Origin of the sequence: Pyrobaculum islandicum DSM 4184, from assembly GCF_000015205.1 — an archaeon.
Taxonomy (GTDB): domain Archaea; phylum Thermoproteota; class Thermoprotei; order Thermoproteales; family Thermoproteaceae; genus Pyrobaculum; species Pyrobaculum islandicum.
Genome location: NC_008701.1, coordinates 744,050 through 761,405 on the forward strand (window position 1 = coordinate 744,050; position 17,356 = coordinate 761,405).

26 protein-coding genes and 1 pseudogene are annotated in these 17,356 nt (G+C 43.7%); 8 read left to right on the forward strand and 19 right to left on the reverse strand.

Annotated features, from left to right (window positions below; all coding sequences use genetic code 11):
• Positions 1–46 precede the first annotated feature (46 nt).
• Complete coding sequence (locus PISL_RS04260; RefSeq protein ID WP_011762579.1) at positions 47–949, reverse strand: hypothetical protein; 903 nt, start codon at positions 947–949, stop codon at positions 47–49.
• Between the two features lie 44 nt (positions 950–993).
• The gene (locus PISL_RS10670) at positions 994–1,155 is read right to left on the reverse strand and encodes a metal-binding protein (RefSeq protein ID WP_245218467.1); all 162 of its coding nucleotides are present in this window, start codon (positions 1,153–1,155) and stop codon (positions 994–996) included.
• Between the two features lie 97 nt (positions 1,156–1,252).
• On the opposite strand from PISL_RS10670, the gene PISL_RS11525 reads away from it, so the two are divergent.
• Together PISL_RS11525 and PISL_RS04265 are read left to right on the forward strand one after the other, a co-directional pair.
• On the forward strand, positions 1,253–1,384 hold the full coding sequence (locus PISL_RS11525) for a hypothetical protein (RefSeq protein ID WP_280531785.1): 132 nt from the start codon (positions 1,253–1,255) through the stop codon (positions 1,382–1,384).
• Positions 1,385–1,432: 48 nt separating this feature from the next.
• Entirely contained in the window at positions 1,433–1,975 is a 543-nt protein-coding gene (locus PISL_RS04265; RefSeq protein ID WP_011762580.1) for a hypothetical protein, read from the forward strand.
• Here the strand turns inward: PISL_RS04265 and PISL_RS04270 are convergent.
• Genes PISL_RS04270 through PISL_RS04320 form a run of 11 tightly spaced genes read right to left on the reverse strand, consistent with a single transcriptional unit; the run spans position 1,972 to position 8,557 of the window.
• A complete protein-coding gene (locus PISL_RS04270) occupies positions 1,972–2,862 on the reverse strand; it encodes a DHH family phosphoesterase (protein WP_011762581.1) in 891 nt (296 codons plus the stop codon). The two genes, PISL_RS04265 and PISL_RS04270, sit on opposite strands and share 4 nt — an antisense overlap.
• A complete protein-coding gene (locus PISL_RS04275) occupies positions 2,847–3,119 on the reverse strand; it encodes a hypothetical protein (protein WP_011762582.1) in 273 nt (90 codons plus the stop codon). The genes PISL_RS04270 and PISL_RS04275 overlap by 16 nt, the downstream gene beginning before the upstream one ends.
• 4 nt (positions 3,120–3,123) lie before the next feature.
• Positions 3,124–3,501, reverse strand: a complete 378-nt coding sequence (locus PISL_RS04280) for a prefoldin subunit beta (protein ID WP_011762583.1) — start codon at positions 3,499–3,501, stop codon at positions 3,124–3,126.
• Between the two features lie 31 nt (positions 3,502–3,532).
• Entirely contained in the window at positions 3,533–3,745 is a 213-nt protein-coding gene (locus PISL_RS04285) for a hypothetical protein (protein WP_053240541.1), read from the reverse strand.
• Entirely contained in the window at positions 3,738–4,283 is a 546-nt protein-coding gene (locus PISL_RS04290; RefSeq protein WP_011762585.1) for an rRNA maturation protein, read from the reverse strand. The genes PISL_RS04285 and PISL_RS04290 overlap by 8 nt, the downstream gene beginning before the upstream one ends.
• A 12-nt stretch (positions 4,284–4,295) precedes the next feature.
• Positions 4,296–4,601, reverse strand: a complete 306-nt coding sequence (locus PISL_RS04295; RefSeq protein ID WP_011762586.1) for a 50S ribosomal protein L37ae — start codon at positions 4,599–4,601, stop codon at positions 4,296–4,298.
• Positions 4,602–4,640: 39 nt separating this feature from the next.
• Complete coding sequence (gene rrp42, locus PISL_RS04300) at positions 4,641–5,465, reverse strand: exosome complex protein Rrp42 (protein ID WP_011762587.1); 825 nt, start codon at positions 5,463–5,465, stop codon at positions 4,641–4,643.
• Positions 5,466–5,467: 2 nt separating this feature from the next.
• A complete protein-coding gene (gene rrp41, locus PISL_RS04305) occupies positions 5,468–6,208 on the reverse strand; it encodes an exosome complex exonuclease Rrp41 (RefSeq protein WP_011762588.1) in 741 nt (246 codons plus the stop codon).
• Positions 6,209–6,248: 40 nt separating this feature from the next.
• Positions 6,249–6,944, reverse strand: coding sequence for an exosome complex RNA-binding protein Rrp4 (gene rrp4 / locus PISL_RS04310; RefSeq protein ID WP_011762589.1), 696 nt, complete (start codon positions 6,942–6,944; stop codon positions 6,249–6,251).
• Positions 6,944–7,642, reverse strand: a complete 699-nt coding sequence (locus tag PISL_RS04315; RefSeq protein WP_011762590.1) for a ribosome assembly factor SBDS — start codon at positions 7,640–7,642, stop codon at positions 6,944–6,946. Before PISL_RS04315 ends, rrp4 begins: the two co-directional genes overlap by 1 nt.
• A gap of 42 nt (positions 7,643–7,684) precedes the next feature.
• Positions 7,685–8,557, reverse strand: coding sequence for a thiamine-phosphate synthase family protein (locus tag PISL_RS04320; protein WP_011762591.1), 873 nt, complete (start codon positions 8,555–8,557; stop codon positions 7,685–7,687).
• A 38-nt stretch (positions 8,558–8,595) separates the two neighbouring features.
• Here PISL_RS04320 and PISL_RS04325 point away from each other — a divergent pair, with 38 nt between their 5' ends.
• Entirely contained in the window at positions 8,596–9,516 is a 921-nt protein-coding gene (locus tag PISL_RS04325) for a hypothetical protein (protein WP_011762592.1), read from the forward strand.
• Positions 9,517–9,570: 54 nt separating this feature from the next.
• Here PISL_RS04325 and PISL_RS04330 read toward each other — a convergent pair whose 3' ends face one another.
• Positions 9,571–9,795 carry a hypothetical protein gene (locus PISL_RS04330; protein WP_011762593.1) on the reverse strand — a complete coding sequence of 75 codons (225 nt, stop codon included), beginning with the start codon at positions 9,793–9,795 and terminating at the stop codon, positions 9,571–9,573.
• A gap of 15 nt (positions 9,796–9,810) precedes the next feature.
• Positions 9,811–10,227 (reverse strand): RNA-binding domain-containing protein, encoded by a 417-nt coding sequence (locus PISL_RS04335; protein WP_011762594.1) that lies wholly within the window; start codon positions 10,225–10,227, stop codon positions 9,811–9,813.
• Between the two features lie 46 nt (positions 10,228–10,273).
• Between PISL_RS04335 and PISL_RS04340 the strand changes: the two genes are divergently transcribed.
• The gene (locus tag PISL_RS04340) at positions 10,274–10,528 is read left to right on the forward strand and encodes a hypothetical protein (RefSeq protein ID WP_011762595.1); all 255 of its coding nucleotides are present in this window, start codon (positions 10,274–10,276) and stop codon (positions 10,526–10,528) included.
• Here the strand turns inward: PISL_RS04340 and psmA are convergent.
• Positions 10,525–11,253, reverse strand: coding sequence for an archaeal proteasome endopeptidase complex subunit alpha (psmA, locus tag PISL_RS04345; RefSeq protein ID WP_425331205.1), 729 nt, complete (start codon positions 11,251–11,253; stop codon positions 10,525–10,527). The genes PISL_RS04340 and psmA overlap by 4 nt on opposite strands.
• A gap of 99 nt (positions 11,254–11,352) precedes the next feature.
• On the opposite strand from psmA, the gene PISL_RS04350 reads away from it, so the two are divergent.
• Positions 11,353–12,930, forward strand: a complete 1,578-nt coding sequence (locus PISL_RS04350) for a DNA topoisomerase VI subunit B (protein WP_053240542.1) — start codon at positions 11,353–11,355, stop codon at positions 12,928–12,930.
• A gap of 122 nt (positions 12,931–13,052) precedes the next feature.
• On the opposite strand, the pseudogene PISL_RS04355 reads toward PISL_RS04350, so the two are convergent.
• Positions 13,053–13,589 (reverse strand): annotated as a pseudogene (locus PISL_RS04355) (hypothetical protein); the annotation flags it as partial.
• A 395-nt stretch (positions 13,590–13,984) separates the two neighbouring features.
• Here PISL_RS04355 and PISL_RS11675 point away from each other — a divergent pair.
• Positions 13,985–14,176 (forward strand): hypothetical protein, encoded by a 192-nt coding sequence (locus PISL_RS11675; RefSeq protein WP_425331203.1) that lies wholly within the window; start codon positions 13,985–13,987, stop codon positions 14,174–14,176.
• Complete coding sequence (locus PISL_RS11680; RefSeq protein WP_425331206.1) at positions 14,164–14,325, forward strand: zinc ribbon domain-containing protein; 162 nt, start codon at positions 14,164–14,166, stop codon at positions 14,323–14,325. Before PISL_RS11675 ends, PISL_RS11680 begins: the two co-directional genes overlap by 13 nt.
• Before the next feature lie 500 nt (positions 14,326–14,825).
• Here PISL_RS11680 and PISL_RS04365 read toward each other — a convergent pair whose 3' ends face one another.
• The gene (locus PISL_RS04365) at positions 14,826–15,191 is read right to left on the reverse strand and encodes an NADH dehydrogenase subunit 3 (protein WP_011762599.1); all 366 of its coding nucleotides are present in this window, start codon (positions 15,189–15,191) and stop codon (positions 14,826–14,828) included.
• Between the two features lie 43 nt (positions 15,192–15,234).
• Between PISL_RS04365 and PISL_RS04370 the strand changes: the two genes are divergently transcribed.
• On the forward strand, positions 15,235–16,005 hold the full coding sequence (locus PISL_RS04370; RefSeq protein ID WP_245218468.1) for a transporter: 771 nt from the start codon (positions 15,235–15,237) through the stop codon (positions 16,003–16,005).
• On the opposite strand, the gene PISL_RS04375 is transcribed toward PISL_RS04370, so the two are convergent.
• A complete protein-coding gene (locus PISL_RS04375; protein WP_011762601.1) occupies positions 15,992–17,287 on the reverse strand; it encodes a Clp1/GlmU family protein in 1,296 nt (431 codons plus the stop codon). The two genes, PISL_RS04370 and PISL_RS04375, sit on opposite strands and share 14 nt — an antisense overlap.
• Positions 17,288–17,356 lie beyond the last annotated feature (69 nt).

Here is a 17,356-nt window from a genome sequence, read left to right on the forward strand (position 1 = left end):
ATTAGAACCCCGCCTTAAGGGGCGAGACTCTCGGTTGTAAGTCTCGTTAACTAGGCTTACTAAACATATAAATTCTAGCAGAACGCGTAGCGTCATATTTTACCTCAACTCTGCCTGTGAGTATAAAAGTCGCCGGTATATACGGGCTCTCTTCTATTTTTCTCCTCATTTGCGGCTCGCTAAGCGCATTACGCCAAGCATCGTGTATTTTAGCCGGAGGCACAAGTTTTAGCGCTCTCTCAAGAAGTTTGACCGTCGTTTTGATACATCTCCCCTGGGGACAGTCTTGCCCAGAAGCCAAAACTTTTACAGCATAATACACCATAGGTATTGTTAAGCCAAGATCAACAACAGGGTCTTTAAAAACTATTGTCGAGCGGTTTTTAAACTGTGACACGAGACGCCACATTAATTGGGAAACTGTATCTGGATCGTCTACGTCAAATATATTACTTCTCAGGATTTTGTCTGCTATATCTTCTTCATCGTCTCCCTCCACCCTAAGGGCTCTAAGTTTTGTTAATATGTCGAAATAACGTCCGTCTCTGCCGCCTCCTAAAACTTTTGAACTCACTAATTCTATCGGCTTGCCAGTTGTAAAAAGTTTCTCTAACCATTCAGCTTTTGTACAGGCGTACACAGCTATTGAAGTAGATGTCCCAACAATGACAGATCTCACAAGAGGGGGGCCGGCAATCCAACACTCCCTCCCGCCCACGAATTTATACAACGATGTGTATAATCTTGGCGCGTATCTCACCTCAGCACCAAAGTTGTCTATAGCTTCTAAAACCGCCACTTTGTTAAACACAGGTCCTGACGTCACCACGGCTAGTTTTACTTGTTGAGCAAGTGACAACACTCCAAGACCTCCCAATGGCGAAGATACCGCTAAGATCTGTTTAGGTTTTATAGATTCTATACACTCAGCGATAGATGCGCAGATCATAGTTACGCAAATGAAAGTGTTTTAAAAGCTATAGAACTCAGAGCTTACATCGTTTTTTTAGCTAGATACTGAGCATAAATTGGACATCCGTTACCTCCGTTGTTGCAATATCTTTCTAGTTGCGTTTTTCTAATACGCCATTCTTCAGGCGGCATTAAAATACACCGAAGGCCGTCGGCTGTCGATCGATACATAGGACAGCGCATATTCTAAGCACACAGTGAAGATTTTAATATCTTCACGACATGTAGATAAATCATATTTCATGTTCATCTATGCAACTCCTTATACAAAGTTTTTGCTATGGGGTCTTGGGTATTGTTTCTTGACGGGGTTGAGCATTGTGACAACGTATTAAGCATGTCATTACCCAGTCTCTTCGCCGACTTTGAAGTAAGAAATGCAACTGAGAAAAACCCCTACTCCCCGCCCTAGAGGATACAACCTTTATTTGTATTTTTATACATTCACATTTTAGCAATTGTGGAATGCGACGTTATTCTTGACTATCTTAGAGAGCGTGGTATAAGCGGAAGTAGAAAAAACTCGGAGCTCGTCATAGCCCCCGTCGGATCTCTTCAGTTAGGCTTTTGGTGCCCCCGTGACGATTTTCCAAATATTGACGACATAGAGGATGCCAAAAGGGTTTTGGGTTTGGATAACCTAGACGTGTTAATAATAGTATCTTACAGACCTTATATATTAATAGACTTCTTGAATTCGCTCATAGAGAGAGCAAACCGTTGGTACGGTCTTCAGTTTAACGTAAAACTTCTCGGCGTCAGTTCCGTTGAACTTGAAACAGGGCTTGAAGATGCCCTAGGCCGCGCCTTTGTGGAAAAACCTCATAAACTCTCCCCCGGGGTTAAAAGCGAATACATATGTCCACAATGCGGCAAAGATCTCCTCTACCTCTACAGAGAAGAGAGATATTTCTCTAGGAAGTACCGTAGAAGAGTTGTTGAGAGAATATATGCATGCATATCTTGCGGATTCAGGGCAAGGAAGATCGATCTAATAGACTAGAGAGGTTTTGCGTCTCTATCTATCAACCTAATGACGCTCCTTAGAATCTTCGGCAACTCGCTTTTTTTAACTCTCTGGCTTATAACCGCGACAGCCGCCCCCCTATGTCCCCCTCCAGTTCCCACAGACCTTGCTAGACTTGCTACATCAAACTTATTAGATCTCATAATGATATGGACTCCGTCGTCCTTTAGCGAAGCCACAAGGGCGATGTCACAGCCGACAGAAATTAAAAGCGATGCTAGATCTGCCTCATAAGCTCCGACATGCGATATACAAATAATGCCAATAGACGATTCATATATCTCTAGACGTTGCATGCCTTTTAATAATGCTATAATACGGTGCCTCTCGCCCACGTTCTCCTCACTCCCACCTATAATGTCATAGAGTGTGCCCCCTGTTTTTTCAAGTAGATATGACAATATTTGTAAAGTTTTGGCATCTGCCCTCTTTAACTTTCCAGTATCTGTATAGATGCCCAATATGGCCAGCTTGGCAATATCAGGAGTTATCTCTACGCCTGCCTCCTTTGCCAATTCCAAGGCAATTTCGGTACAACTAGGCCTGTCTATTAAAATCCCTGGAATATCATCGCCAAGATAGTGGTGGTCCACTCTGATAATTCTCTTATCAAGCGGGGGCACTTGGCTTAGTGAGGCTACGTCGGCTAAGATGTACACGTCTACATCGCGAGGCGGCTCCTCCATACAGTCTCCTAGCGGCGAGCCCTCTGGACATACTATAGCAACAACTTTCACACCAAGTTTTGTAAGCACAAGCTCTAACACTCTGGCACAAGCTAGGGCATCGGCGTCTGCCCTCTTATGGGTTACAATGGCTACCTTTTCTGCGTCATTTAATAACTCCTTTAATCTCTCCAACATTTTGCAACCTCCCTGTGTTCTATAGGCCACCCCTTTTCCCTTATAAGGTCTGCAATACAGACGCCGAGCTCTGCCGCTTCGTCGGCAACTCTTTGTAAATACGTTTCATCAACCAACACACTTGCGTCTATATCTACATCAACTTCTACGCCATTCTCCGAGAAAGAAACTGAGACAACTACTTGTTTTACGGCCCTCCCCAATTTCTTCTCTATATACCTAACAACCTCTGAAGATATAAACTCGACTTCATCCATTTACTTATCCCCCGCCCTTCGCCGTTTCCACACTCCCTTTTAATCTGCTTAGCTCTTTGTTTATCTCCTCTCTCAGTTTTTCTATCTGTTCTCTCAACAAAGACTCTTGCCTAGCCAAAGTCTTAGTATGCAACTCTAACAACTCTTTTCTCTCCCTAAGCTCTTGTAAAGCGGCATCTCTATTTTGGGGGATGAGGAAGTTACCTACGCTTTTGTATATCTTGGCATCTTGCGGAAGCTTCTCGATCTCTGTAAGCGCTTTTTCGATCTCTCTAAGCTCAGCCTCATATTGTTGTTTTCTTAGAAGAACGTTTTGTAACTGGGCTTGCACTTGGTTAAACCTGTTAACTAAGTCTTGTAGAGATGGGGGTATTTGTGCCATCAGCTTTAAGACTGCACCTACTATATAAACATTATCTAAAAACGGCGACAGACTCGGCTATATACATGGCACGGAAGATTGTATGTACTAACGATCTCAGACTAGAAGCGTCTGCTGCCTCCGCTACGATTTTTCCGTCTTTTACATAAAGACAGCCTCTGGGGAAGCGAACTTCTTTTTCTAGTATTTCAAAAATTTTCAGAATAAATATATCATTATTTATATCTATTTCTAATTTATACATGTACATACCTATATATGATTTTATTTATTCTAAAAAGAGGGGCCCGTGGGCCTAGATCTTCGCCTAGAAACTCAACTATGTAACCGTCACCGTGTCTAACTAAAATTATAGTGTCAAAACGCCCTCTGACAATATCGAGGTCATAAAGCAGGGGGTATTGAAAAATTTCGACGAAAATATCGCCGAGTTCTCCCTTCGTTAAATCCACAATTGCCGCAGTTTTTGCACGGGGTCTTCTAGCAATAAAAACTGGAAAATCTTCTCTAGTTTTTACTCCTGATATTTTAAGTATATAAGGCTTCCAATTTCTAATTGTTATGTCGTAAAATAATAAAGCCGATGGCATACCTCTTCTATCCCATATAAACATTATGTAACGTGCTCCACAAGCTACAGCCTCCTCTAAAATAGCAAAGAGAGACTTTTTACCTCTGACGATCTTCTCAGAGCCAGGCAGTGAGTAGACTAAGTCGTTGACTATTTCACGCGTTTTTTTAGAGGGGTTACGCGATGTTGTTATGACAACACGACACACCACAATTGCCTTAACCTATTTGCCGGTCTCCCTCCAGCGTGCTTTCTGAATCTCTACTTCTTTCAACTCCTCTGGTGTTAACGTCTTGCCCATTACTGTCTGAGGAACCCACGCTCCACCAGCAAAAGTAAATCCGCATTTAGGACATTGCCAAATTCCAAAGGCAAGTCTCTTGAGTCTTACTAACGATCTGCAGCTAGGACATCTGTGTTTACCTCTTTGCTTTATCTCTATTGCGGTGATCTTACGTCTAAGTCCCATGCCATATCTAGCGCCATATCTCCCCGCAGGGCCTACAATCTTTGTATGACTAAAGGGCATAAAGTCTGTAGATAAGATACTTTAAAAAACTTTTATAGTCTACACCCCTAAGACCCCTCTCGCTGCTGTAATAAGTTGCTCTTTGCCTTTCCAAGCTAACTCTAACGCCATCTCTAGTTCTTGCGAAGTAAACGTCCCTATTGTCTTCTGAACAGCCACTATACGATCCTCCGATATTGTAAATGTAATCCGCCCATCTAAGCTTAACTCCTCTTCAAAAGTTGGGTCTAGAAACAGGACCCCTCCTATTTTACCAACTGAGACCGCAATAGGGGCCTTACTTACCTCAATAGGTAAAGGCGTTTTATTATTGCGATCTAGTTTTACACCTTGTTCGTCTTTCACGACTACAGGTAGTTGAGTATCTTTTAATGCAGCAACGGCGGCAAGATTTGCCGCATCTATTAAATTTCCATCGTCGTTAATAACATAAAGGTCAACCCAGAGAACATACGCTTTACCTCCCTCTACGACCAATTTCTTGAAATCTACATAGCCACAATGTCTAATACCGCGGTCAATTACTCTGGCAAGCTCTATTGCAAACTCATCAGGGGGGCCCACCTCAGTATAAGGCGATGCATGAGGCAAAACTTCTGCATTTACTACTAACACACCCTCATCTGGTGCGTCTGGAAACGGTTGTCCAAGACTCACTTTGACGCCAGCTACAACATGTGTTTTTCCAAGTTTTACTTCGGCAGAGCCATCTGCTGTTTTAATAACACTAGTCTTAATTTCGATATTTCTAATTCTCTCGGGTTCTCTCCCATCTATTCTATATTTAGTCGCTAACAGTTTCCTAATCTGTTCTTTTCTTAGATAGGAGATAAAGCGTTTTCCATATGGTGAAATAGACGCCATAATTACCTCCCGTAGATATCCTCAGCTATTGTCATATATTTGCTCTTTAGCGCGTCACGAGCTTTTTGATATACAAACTCGGCACCTTTAATAGCAAGGTTAAGAGCCTCTAGAAACTTGTCTCTTGTCCAAGCTCCATCTAATTGGAGTAGGGTGAACCTCTTTAAGTTCGGCATATAGCCCACGGGGAGGTCCCCCTCGCCATACTGATCCTCGAGACCATTTAAATCGAGTACTACCGCGCCATCTACAAGCCCCACAGACACTCCTATTACGAGATCTCTCATATACACACCAGCATCTGCAAGAGCTAGCGACGCGGCAGTAAGCGAGGCAACTCGTGTAGAGCCGTCTGCTTGAAGAATTTCGATAAAGACATCTATCCTAGACCTAGGGTATTGCTCTAATACGACCGCGGGTTCCAAGGCTTCTCTCAAGATTTTACTAATCTCAATCTCTCGTCTAGTGGGTGTTGGGCTCTTACGTTCATCTTTTGTACTAAACGGCGCCATGTGATATCTAACACGCATCACTCCTCTATCTGGTAAAGAAAGATGTCGTGGATGCATTTCTCTAGGCCCGTATACGGCGGCCACAGCAGTAGTTGCGCCGTAGGAGACCATAGCAGAACCATCCGCGTTACTGACAATACCAACTGTAATGTTTACCTCCCTCATTTGGTCAGGAGCTCTTCCATCAGCTCTTACACCGTTTTGAAACAATGGCACAGGAGGTTTCTTCATAAGACGCCTTATTATTAAAATTACTTATAGTTTTCGGACTCTAGGTCTTGCCCGTCTTCCACTTCTCTATCTCTGTTTTTATTCTATCTGTGAGCCCCATCACATGGCTCTCGGCCTCTATCTTCTTAACTAGGCTGGCTAGAAATACCTCGTCTTTTACATCTCTACACCTAATCCAAATCCTGCCGTTTTGACCTACGATGATGTCACAACCCAACTCCATTAATGTGTTTAACATGCTTCCTTTTTTCCCAATTACACGGGGAACTTTCACAGGGGATATCTCTATAACCGTTCCACGCTCTACCTTTCCCACTTTCTCCTCTTTCAAGGTAAGTATGATAGGGTATTCATCTGTTAAATCCACATCCTTAACTTTTGCTACTATTACATCTCCGATATTGAGAAAAGTTGTGAGCGGCGTGGTCTCTAAGTCGACATGTTTATGCAACGCCTCGCTAACAGGGAGATATGCCGGCATAAATGACCTCACATCGACCTCCCAACCTGTAGCTAACACATCTGTGACATACCCCACGACTAAATCTCCTTTTTTAGGCCTATATGTGCCCTCTAATGGAACTATGACCACAACATCCTCTCTAAATTCCACAAGACCTACAACAAGGCTTCTATATTTGCCGTTGTCTAAGTACACCGGCCCTTCTACTCTACTCTCTGCAGTGGCTACAACATCGCCCGGAAATACTAACTGGCGGGGAACTACGAGATGCATTAGTACACAATTTCTAGTATTCTAATATCGGCATCACCATGAGTAATATCATTGACTTTAGAAATTAACGCATCTTGTAGACCTGCCGGCAACTCCAATACAGCTTCCCATGATCCATCTGGTCTATATCTCTCGTTTACTATCTTCGCCATTTTTACAACCAAACCCTTTACTCTTTGGGCATAAGTAGACGAAACGGAAAGAGAAATACGTGCAGTAGCTATCTTAATAGGGATAATCCTCTGGATCTCTTTTAAAATCTCCTGTACTTGCTCCTCAGCTGGTTTGAAAGGATCTATAGACACTCTGGCTTGTTCTATAGCGTTTTCAACTCTCTGAGGAGGCACAGGAGTCCTCGTCCTAACATCAATACAATTGCGTGAAATCCACTCGATAATCTGTCTCTTCTTATCTTCAATAAGTTTCCTCCTCTGCTCCGCCGTAAGAGGTATTTCACCTTCCTTTATGATAATCTCAGCGATTTTTCTTATATCGGTAGTGCCAAAAACTTTTTTCAAAGACTGCTCCGACGCGCGAAGACCTTTTTTTGCGTCTTTGTATATCTCCTCGTGGACAAGTATTTTATCTATCCCCAGGGACTTCCCCAACTTTAGCTCTAGCGCGGCATCTGGGTCTACTAGGATTTCAAAATGCTCGCCGCCTCTGTCAAGTTTTGCAACCGCCACCTTCTTCGTCATCACCCACATCTCCTAAAGGTATTAAAAATTTATCTACACTCTTTACGAGATGCAATTGGCTATTTCCACGATCTTTGTGGCAACATCTATGGCGTCTATGCCAAAAACGTAAGCGTTTGGCTCTATCCCACGACCTCCTGAATCATAAATGACGTCGAATACTTCTCTACGAAATACTGAAACAACGTTAGATATTATCTCCTCCTCGCTATTGCTAGGCCCTACCTCTGCTACATTTAGTTTATTTTTAATACATTCCTTAGCCACGTATGCGATATTTGCAACCGCCTTGATCTCGCCGTGTATTTTATTCACCTCTTGTAATAGAGCTGTCAAAAATCGTGAAGCACCCGGCTTAGGCTTCCCCCTCACCATTAGTTGAGTTCCTTCTACATATATTCTACCTGGAAATCCAACTCCGACTCCTAGGTCTAGTTCTATTATATTCATTAAAACCTTTGGCACCAACTTGTAGCAGTTATTACACCTACGCAAAATCTCGAAAGCAGTTTCTACTCTTTTTACAACCTCAGTGTATATATGGATATCTTTACAAATCTCACAGCTTTGTAACATTGGGTGCATTACTCTATGTAATCGACATAATCTAAGTGTTGAAAGTAGAGTTAACGCATAGTTGTTGAGATAACGTAGTGCTTCTTCCACACTTCCCAACTCAACCAAACTCTTTGTGGATCTTATCAATCTCCCCAGTTCTCTCCTGTCTATTATCTTAAGAAGTTTTTCTTCGTAATATGTCTTCGGGTTTTTGAGATATGCACTGACAGCAGGTTGCGAAATACCTAAGAGTTGCCCTATTTTGCTTTGTGAATATCCCATTTCGGCTAGTTCGTGTGCCAACAAGCCTTTTAAAGGCGCTATGAAGACCTCGACTACGAATTCGACAGGTATCATAAAGCATATTTAATTACTTAATTTTAGAGTTTAGGCAGATGGTAGATTACGTAGAAGTAGGAATTGGAGATTCAAAAGCCTCGGTTAGACTCGTAGATGTAACTTTCGTCACAGGAGTGGGGAAATCGACATTTCTTGAGGTGTTGTATAGAGTAATTTCAAATATTGGTAAAAAGATACCTAAGATAAGAGAAAGTTGGAGCTTTTATGCTCAAAGTGGAGACATCTCCTATTCAATAGTTGTTAACAAATGGAGAGTTAGACAAACTATATCTGTAAAGGGAGAGGATATAGTATTTGAATATATTCCGTCAAAGCCCCTACATAGGTTAATAAAGCCTATAGAAGTAACTATCGCGGAGGCAGATGTCATAATCCCCAATATTAAAACGGAGGAACACCTATCTATTGTAGCTGAGGAGGATATAAATAGATTCAACAGTCTCCTGGCCACGGCCAGGAAGAGCTTAGGCATTAAAATACAGATGTTAGGGCCCTACATAAGCCCCAAATCTCTCGTAGACGCTAATGCACGCGTAAATACGCTAGATCGCTATGCCAGGAATTTGGCAGGAGTTTTATCATATTTAGCTCTTTATAGACCATCTGCATACGACTCTATAAGGGCTAGTCTCAAGAGAGTGGGGGTTTCTCTCTCAGTAGGCTTGGCCAAACCTGGTAAAATAGGCGCATTTGTTATCTCTAAGGGCTTAAAAATGCCTTTATCTAAAGCGCCATGTTCTATAAAAAGTCTGCTTGCTCTTACTACAGCATTAGAAATTAAACCGAATATCTTGTTAATAGATAATTTTGACTACTGTATGACGCGTAAAACTGCAGAAACTATAGCAATGTTACTTAGACAAAAACCTACAAGAGTTGTAGCAGAAATACACAATGAGGGAATTGTAGATTGGTTCGATATTCCCAACAAATCTGTTGTAGAGGTAATGTTATGATCTCCTTCCTGCCCTAAAGGGCAGAATTTTCAGTTGTAAACGTGTTGTAAACGTTTACACAATAGCTTTTCTTAACTCTTCAATTACCTTTATCACTTCGTAGAGCTCTTCAATTTCCTTCTTTGCCATTTGCTCAGCCTCTTCTAAGACCTCGAGCGATTGCCCCCCAACCTCAAACTCGTAAATGACGTAGTTAATTATTGACCTAGCCCCCACGCCCTCTAGCTCTTGGGCCATTTTTCGAAGTTTTGTAGTCAACTCAAGTGGCAACCTCTCCATGTGGCTTATATTGACTTAGGTTTTTAACGCTTCTCTTAAAGACATTAGAAAATTTCTCATATCCCCCACAGCATATGTCTTTCCCCTCACTTCTAAATATATAGTATCGTCTCCATGTGAAATTTTCAAAATTCCTCTATATGCTTGTTGTTTATCCAGCTTTAAATATAGTCGCATTTCCTCTACTCCTGTCAACATAAGCGTAAATTCGACATCGTCGAGCCTCACCAAGATGGACTTCAACGCCTCTAAAGCCTCACATTCGTATAGCCTCATCTCTACTATCTGTATCACATTGCCATAGTGCCCTCTTACATTTTTTACAACATAGCGTCCCCTTATTACGTTTTCTAGCGCATGTAGGACTTTCTCAGGATCTTCTGTGGCGTGTATATATACACGTGCATAAAGGAGGGAAATTGGGCAAGACATGGATCTAATATGACATACTTAAAAATGAGTATATCGAGCTAGTAACATGAGCACTTATATTATTCAAATCGACAATGTACACATAGAGTGCGATATGGAGTACGGCGTAAGTAAGGACATTGTATGTAAAGTAGTTGGGGTTTCACATGAGTGTTTAGATGACACAATAAGAAAGATAGGGCTTGAAGATTATGTAAAAGTGGAGGATAACACGCTCTATATATTAACGTCAATATTTAAGACAGGTAAGACACCCGGAGAGGTAATAAAGGAAATAGCTATGTTGTCACGTTTCTGCTAGGTCTTCTTAGGTAGTTTTGTTAATAAAGTAGCAATTTCGTCTTGTGTCATTTTCCGTATTTTTCTCTCCTCAATTGTGGCATATGCAACTTCGATATTGTTGCTATCGGAAATCTCTACGGCGGAGGCCAAGGCTTTAGCTGCAAGCTCTATGCACTCTCTGATATCAATGTCGAATTTATAGTTCTTTTCTAGGTATTCCGAAATTGTGCCGGCATCTGAACCTATTGCTGTAGCAAAATAGCCGATGTAAACTCCTGAAGGATCTGTCTGAAATAGACGGGCGCCATGTCTATCAACTCCGGCAATTAATAACGCGACACCAAAAGGCCTAGCTCCACCGAATTGTGTATATTGTTGCTTTAAGTTACATATAGCCTTTGTGAGAAGCTCTACGTCGATAGGCTCATCATAGATGAACCTGTGGCTTAACGCCACGTCGCGAGCATAGTCTATTAAAATTCTGGCATCTGCCAGAAGTCCTGAGGGAGAAGCAGCTACATGTTCATCGATGAGATAAATTTTCTCTAAGGAAGATGGGTCAAACAGAGCGGATATTTTTCTCTTTTCTGCAACTAATACAACGCCGCCTCTACACTTTACGCCGACGGTAGGCCAACCTCTTTTAACAGCCTCTCCGGCGTATTCTACTTGATATATTTTTCCCTCAGGTGAGAATATAGTTATTGCTCTATCGTAACCCGCCATGGCAGGTGGGAACATGATACGGCCAAGTTGCGTCTTTAAATACATTAGCGCCGCACTAAATCTAGCCAGAGAGGCCGAAAGCTTAAATAACTTTTAGCACGGGCCGTTGTGTCTTCAATATATTCTTATGAAGCTTTGCCGGTAGCCGAATGGTTTAGACGCAATAGAGAGTTAGCGGGATTCCACAATCCAGCAAGGGCACTTTATCAAACTATTAGAGAACTTGTTGAAAACTCTCTAGACGCCACGGAGACCTACGGCATTTTACCTAACATATACATCCGGGTTAGCATAGAAGATGAGCAAAAGGGGTGGGCGTCGGTATATGTAGAAGACAACGGAATAGGTATTCCAGGCAACGAAATTCCGAATGTCTTTGGCCGCGTCTTTTATAGCAGTAAATACAAGATAAAACAACATCGCGGCGTATTTGGCCTAGGCCTTAAGATGGTGGTGTTATATTCACAAAGTACTACAAATAAACCTGTATATGTCAGATCTTCAACTATTAAATCAGATAAAATATATGAATACCAAATAATGATCGATACAAATAATAACAGTCCAATTATTTTAGATAGACGAGAGTACCCTAATAAATACAAATGGCACGGCACAGCTGTCAAAGTATATTTAGAGGGCAACTGGCCTGCTGCAAAAAAGAGAATCGAAGACTATTTAAAGAGAACTGCCATCATAGCGCCGTATGCCGAAATTATACTCAAGAGTCCCGATTTAGAGTTGTGGTTAAAGAGGAGAACCACGAAATTACCACCACCGCCTAAGGAAGGATTGCCGCATCCAAAAAGCGTAGACGTAGACACTGTAAAACAAATGCTGTTAGAAAGTAGGAACATGAGTCTCTTGGAGTTTCTAACGGAAAATTTTGATGCAGTTGGCGAGGGCACAGCCAAGGCTTTTCTTGAGTGGGCAGGTTTCAACCCAAATACGAAGACTACGGCGCTAACTCCTGAGGAAATCGTAAGACTGGTTGAAAAAATGAAACAATACGAAGGTTGGCGAAGGCCTCGTGCTGACTGGCTCTCTCCGGTCGGCTCGGAACTCTTAGAAATAGGCGCGAAGGCTATTTTGGGCGCTGAGGCTGTCTTCGCGGTTACGCGTAAGCCAGAATCCTACAGCGGCCACCCCTTTATAGTTGAAGTGGCTGTGGCGTGGGGCGGCCAGATACCGCCGGTTGACAAACCCCTCTTGTTACGTTATGCTAATAAAATCCCCCTACTATACGACGAAGGTGCTGATGTTGCTAGAAAAATAGTTGATGAGTTTAACTGGCAGAACTACAAGATAAAATTCCCAGCCCCCCTTGCTGTAATTACTCATATATGTTCAACCAAGATACCATATGCATCAGCAGGTAAAGAGGCCATTGCGGAAGTACCAGAAATAGAAAAGGAGATAAGACTTGCGCTTAGAGATGTAGCAAAGAAGTTGAGACTATACTTATCACGGAAGGAGAAGGAAATGGAACTATTGAATAAATACATATCTCTAGCTAAATATGTGGATGAGATAGCACATAATCTATCGATAATTACAAGGTTAGATAGGGAACCACTAGAGAAAAACCTCTATAAATTAATTGAGAAGAAAATCGGCTTAACAATAGATGAGCTAATTAAACATACATTATCGACTCAATTAACACAACAAGAAGAGACTATAGCTGCTGCTTGAAGGAGATTACGTCAACATATTGTCTGTTGGACTTGCGTCCCGTTCCATTTTTGCTACGAAGAGTCTACGTTGCCGATGTATTGCTAGCGGCACAAGAGTCCGCCCGGGTACGCCGGGGCGAGGGGCAACTCTCTGCCCCTCTGCACCTCTACGCCTAGGGACGCCAACTTAAGCTCGGCGCCCTCCTCCAACCTCCGCCTAATCCAAGCGACATTATTCTTCTTAAGTGGTATGGCGAATGAAGCTATACCGGTCTTCCGCAGTCTGAGGATGCCGCTCTTTAGGTCGACGAAGACCGCTCTACTCACGTCTTTTTCGTTTTCAACCCTAAGTTGTACGTCAAGGAGGACTGTTCTGAAGAACGCCACGTCGCGCCAGAGAAATTTGGCATAACCCACAAGGGCTTTCCCAAGCCCGTACTTGGGAAACACCTCCTCGATAATCCGGTGCGCCAACCCCTGCCTGTCCGGCGTGAGCAAGCGGTCTAGCTTCTCCGCCGTTAGCCTCGGCTCTTCTTGTCCCGTGACCTCTTTCAACGGTCTCTTCGTGTACTCCTCTACGGCTAGGTACATCCTCGTCGCTAGGTCTAAGACGTCCGGCCGCTCCTCTACCAACCGCCACGGTATCTCTACCTTTAGCGTTCTGTAGACTTGGCCCATGGGCGTATGTGGCGTGGGAGAGAAAAGCCAGTGTTGTGTTGACGGTGTGTGAAAGGTGAAACGGTGCGACACACCTGGGTTTCAACGTGAAACCCAGGTGAGGCGTTTTGATTTGTACAGACCTAGGGGAAGTGGGTTAGAAACGGGTTTACGGCAGTTCTCACGGCGTCGCCGCCAACGCCACGATGGGTATTGTCAATTGAACAAGACTTGGGGTGGTATCAGTGGCGTGTCTCTAACGCCGGCGAGTATCAATATGTTGCTTATGACAACGATTGCTCTTGTGGCGACGAAGGTCATGGCCAAGCCTCCCAACGCCGCCTTGCGGCGGCGCCGCTCAGCGCCACCGCTGCCGTGGCCAACACGGCGGGCGTCGCGTATATGGCCGTCTCTAGTTGGCTCGTACTGGAAGGGGCAACGCCGCCCGCGAGATCATAAAACTGGCCAGAGAGCGCCAAGCCGCCGTCGTAGTTGATGCAGTGGAGGAGAGCTACCGGGAGCTGAAGGAGGGGAGCGGAGAGAAGAAACACCTCCTAGACGGCCTCGGCCAGCTGAAGAGGCGCAGTGGTACGGCATTCCATATGTAGAGGAGCGACTCTACAGCACGGTCTGCCCCCGTTGTGGAGCTAAGATGGCGGAGGAGAGGGGCCGCGTAATGCGTTGCCCCACCTGCGGCTTCGGGGCACATAGAGACAACGCCCCCATGACATGGCGGAGAAGAGGTACTGGGGGCTAGAAACAACCCCCTCGGCGACCACCACCTAACCCCCCAACTACACCTCCCACATGAACGACGCCGGCCCCGGGCGGCAGACGGAGAAAATCGACGACCTACGGCCACATAAGACCCACCCCCCGCCCCGGCACACCCAAAACAGACCCCCAAGCCCCCCAGGGAGAGGCCAAGAGAGAGGTGGGGAGACGTATGGTGAGGAAAGGTACGTCTCTAATGAGTCTTCGATTATGTAATATACACACTTTGATATAACGTTTTACATCTCACTAGACCCATACATTTCCCTGTGTGTTATACGCGTGACATATGGGAGCCGATCTATGCCATGTCTATTGTAGCCCCCGTTTACGTTTTTAGGTTTTGTATATTGTACATGTCTCTATCCTCTGTCAGTAGCCGTACACGTCCCTCTTGGCATGAAATCCCCTGCCTCTCTCATTACTTCAGCAATCGCATGAAAAACGAAGATATACGCTCTGGAAAACTCCAGTGAACAAACGTCAGGCGCCAACTCTCCAAAGCTCAATCCTTTTCGCGTAGTTGTATGCATAAGCGGAGACGGCAACAGCGATTAAGCCTCCTATTAGCGCCGCAAAAACTGTGGAATAAAGATCGCCGCCTGCGAGATATATCGCTATTGGAATAGCTGCGGCTGGCTCAAGCGTGACAAGCATTAATATATAGCCTAGGTATTGCATAGCAAGAGGAGCTTTTGCAGGACCTGTCTCTGGATTTCCAGCTTCATATCTCATTAATTTTTGTGGCGTAGGTCTCCTAGGTGCTATTAACATTACGCCATATATAGTCCCTACCATTAAGACAAAAAGAACTGCAAAGGCCAATGCTACAACCTCTGCATCACTCATAGAGATGAGAAATATACATAACTATATAACAGTTATTGTCTCTGTGTTTCATACGATTCTCGCCATGTTGTCTGCGATAGCATATGGCACCGCTCCGCTCATCTATAGACGGGCTCTCTTCTGTACCTCACAATTTAAGGCTATGTCGATATTTTCTCTATATTCAATAGCTTTAGGCCTTTTGTTGCCATGGGAGGAGGTTTCTATAGATGGCGTTTTCCACATAATAATTGCAGCTCTATCGGGAGGCATCCTCGGCTCGTGGCTTTATATTACAGCAGTTAAGAAAGGCGGCCCCTCTATTGGCAATATCAGTAGCTCGTTCTATATAGTTATGTTGCCTCTCATAGCTGGTAAATTTTTGTTAATACCGGCGGCGTTACTTCTACTGTTAGGCATAGCAATAGCCTCATGGTCTGAGTCTAGTTCTAGACGCGGAGCTTTATACGGAATTTTTGCGGCGTTTGTATGGACATGGAGTATAAATTTTTACGCCCATGCAGTAGCTTCCCTAGGGCCTGGAGGAGCGTTGTTCATAAGAGGCCTTGTTGTGTCTCTAGTAGCCCTAGTGCTTAGTATAAAAGCGCCTATTTGTTACATCCGTCGTCTTGCTATTGGGGGATTTCTGGATAGTTTTATAGGCTTCGGTGCCTATACATTAGCTGTTTCTGTAGGCGACTATGTAAGTGTTACTCTTGTAATGTCGTCGTATCCGCTGATTACAACACTTTTAGAAAGGCCTGTATTGGTGAGGAGAGTATTTGGCGTGTTAACAGCAGTTGTAGGTCTCTATTTGGCTGTCATATTTGGCTAATATTGTGAATCTCCTCCGCTTTTAGCAGATTTGTCACCCTTTCAATTTCGTTGAAGTTCTCATCTAGTCTTACAAATCCCAGCCTTATACATTTCACCTCTCCTATTCTCTTCTCTACATCGCTTGATGTATAAACTATAGCTTTTCTCTTATCGTAATATATCTTTTTTAAAACTCCTAAACTGACGAGAAAACCTTCCCGATCCTCTAAACCGACAAGTAGCCCCTTTTCGAACTCCTGCGGTAAACATATCACTTGGAATCTGCCGACTCTTTTCACAGCCCATGTAGTGCCGTGGACTAGGGCATATACTCTATCTCCAACTTGAAAAGCCCTCGTTATTGACACCCCAGTAGCCCTCATAAGCATTCTTCTCAAATCCTCTGATAGTTCAATCCCTTTAAAAAGAGGCAAATTACACAAAGGGGTTTTGTCTAGGGAAAACGCAATTTCTACAGGAGGGAATATATATCTGCCGTATCCCATTTCCCTGTGTATTTTCCTATCCTCTCTACTTCGTGTTCTCACATGGGGAGGCGGGGGTAAGATCGTTGTATTAGTATAGCCATCTAGTATAGGCATAAGCTCTTTCTCTACTTGTATCGCTACAATGTGCGTAGGTTTTATCTTTTCTATAAGGCGCCTTTTAAATACCACGGCCTCTTCGTCTAAGACCCAACCGTCTGTATTTATAATAATTGTGTCGACACTCCATTTGTTTTTTGCATATTCCACAGCCTTGGCTATTTGTTCCACAGCTCTTGGCCATATCCTCTCTAAACTTGTAGATTGGAGAAAAATGCTCTTCTCTGCTATTAGTTGTCTGAGGTGTGTGATATATTTCGTAAGTCTAGCTATAGAAACTGTGGTTGGAGGGCCTAGGTCATTTTGACCAACGTCCGCGTCTATAATAGCTACTTTATATCCATGTAAAAGTGCTTTATTGCCCAGCATCGCAGCCATAGTGGACTTTCCGACATCCGTCATCCCAATTATAAGGATGGCCCCTCTGGGATTAAGATTTGAGATCCGCCGCTCCCACTCCTCTATCACTTCTTCTCCTGGCATAGCTTTCTCTAACAAAGCGCCGGGGCCCAGTATAAACTCCACTTCAGAGTCTGAAATAGCTTTTATGACAAGCCTACGTGCTCTGAGTACTGTAAAGCTTTGACCTTCGCCATATATCACGCCTGTAGCATATATATGTCCCCTCTTTACAATCACCTTGGCAGGCCCCTCTATGCGATATACGTCGCCAGCTTTAATCACACGAGTAGGCATACTAAACCGCCAAGATAGCACATTTTTAACTATGCCTCGCCGACCTCTACAGAGTTTATAAACCTAAGG

What these genes read in the sequence shown, in the direction of transcription:
- PISL_RS04285 (WP_053240541.1), bottom strand. Translation starts at nt 3,745, where the DNA reads ATGTATAAATTAGAAATAGATATAAATAATGATATATTTATTCTGAAA.
- PISL_RS04260 (WP_011762579.1), bottom strand. Translation starts at nt 949, where the DNA reads ATGATCTGCGCATCTATCGCTGAGTGTATAGAATCTATAAAACCTAAA.
- PISL_RS04275 (WP_011762582.1), bottom strand. Translation starts at nt 3,119, where the DNA reads ATGGATGAAGTCGAGTTTATATCTTCAGAGGTTGTTAGGTATATAGAG.
- PISL_RS04325 (WP_011762592.1), top strand. Translation starts at nt 8,596, where the DNA reads ATGGTAGATTACGTAGAAGTAGGAATTGGAGATTCAAAAGCCTCGGTT.
- PISL_RS04315 (WP_011762590.1), bottom strand. Translation starts at nt 7,642, where the DNA reads ATGACGAAGAAGGTGGCGGTTGCAAAACTTGACAGAGGCGGCGAGCAT.
- rrp42 (WP_011762587.1), bottom strand. Translation starts at nt 5,465, where the DNA reads ATGGCGTCTATTTCACCATATGGAAAACGCTTTATCTCCTATCTAAGA.
- PISL_RS10670 (WP_245218467.1), bottom strand. Translation starts at nt 1,155, where the DNA reads ATGCGCTGTCCTATGTATCGATCGACAGCCGACGGCCTTCGGTGTATT.
- PISL_RS04320 (WP_011762591.1), bottom strand. Translation starts at nt 8,557, where the DNA reads ATGATACCTGTCGAATTCGTAGTCGAGGTCTTCATAGCGCCTTTAAAA.
- PISL_RS04270 (WP_011762581.1), bottom strand. Translation starts at nt 2,862, where the DNA reads ATGTTGGAGAGATTAAAGGAGTTATTAAATGACGCAGAAAAGGTAGCC.
- PISL_RS04330 (WP_011762593.1), bottom strand. Translation starts at nt 9,795, where the DNA reads ATGGAGAGGTTGCCACTTGAGTTGACTACAAAACTTCGAAAAATGGCC.
- PISL_RS04365 (WP_011762599.1), bottom strand. Translation starts at nt 15,191, where the DNA reads ATGAGTGATGCAGAGGTTGTAGCATTGGCCTTTGCAGTTCTTTTTGTC.
- PISL_RS04375 (WP_011762601.1), bottom strand. Translation starts at nt 17,287, where the DNA reads ATGCCTACTCGTGTGATTAAAGCTGGCGACGTATATCGCATAGAGGGG.
- rrp4 (WP_011762589.1), bottom strand. Translation starts at nt 6,944, where the DNA reads ATGCATCTCGTAGTTCCCCGCCAGTTAGTATTTCCGGGCGATGTTGTA.
- PISL_RS04295 (WP_011762586.1), bottom strand. Translation starts at nt 4,601, where the DNA reads ATGCCCTTTAGTCATACAAAGATTGTAGGCCCTGCGGGGAGATATGGC.
- PISL_RS04280 (WP_011762583.1), bottom strand. Translation starts at nt 3,501, where the DNA reads ATGGCACAAATACCCCCATCTCTACAAGACTTAGTTAACAGGTTTAAC.
- rrp41 (WP_011762588.1), bottom strand. Translation starts at nt 6,208, where the DNA reads ATGAAGAAACCTCCTGTGCCATTGTTTCAAAACGGTGTAAGAGCTGAT.
- PISL_RS04340 (WP_011762595.1), top strand. Translation starts at nt 10,274, where the DNA reads ATGAGCACTTATATTATTCAAATCGACAATGTACACATAGAGTGCGAT.
- PISL_RS11525 (WP_280531785.1), top strand. Translation starts at nt 1,253, where the DNA reads ATGGGGTCTTGGGTATTGTTTCTTGACGGGGTTGAGCATTGTGACAAC.
- PISL_RS04335 (WP_011762594.1), bottom strand. Translation starts at nt 10,227, where the DNA reads ATGTCTTGCCCAATTTCCCTCCTTTATGCACGTGTATATATACACGCC.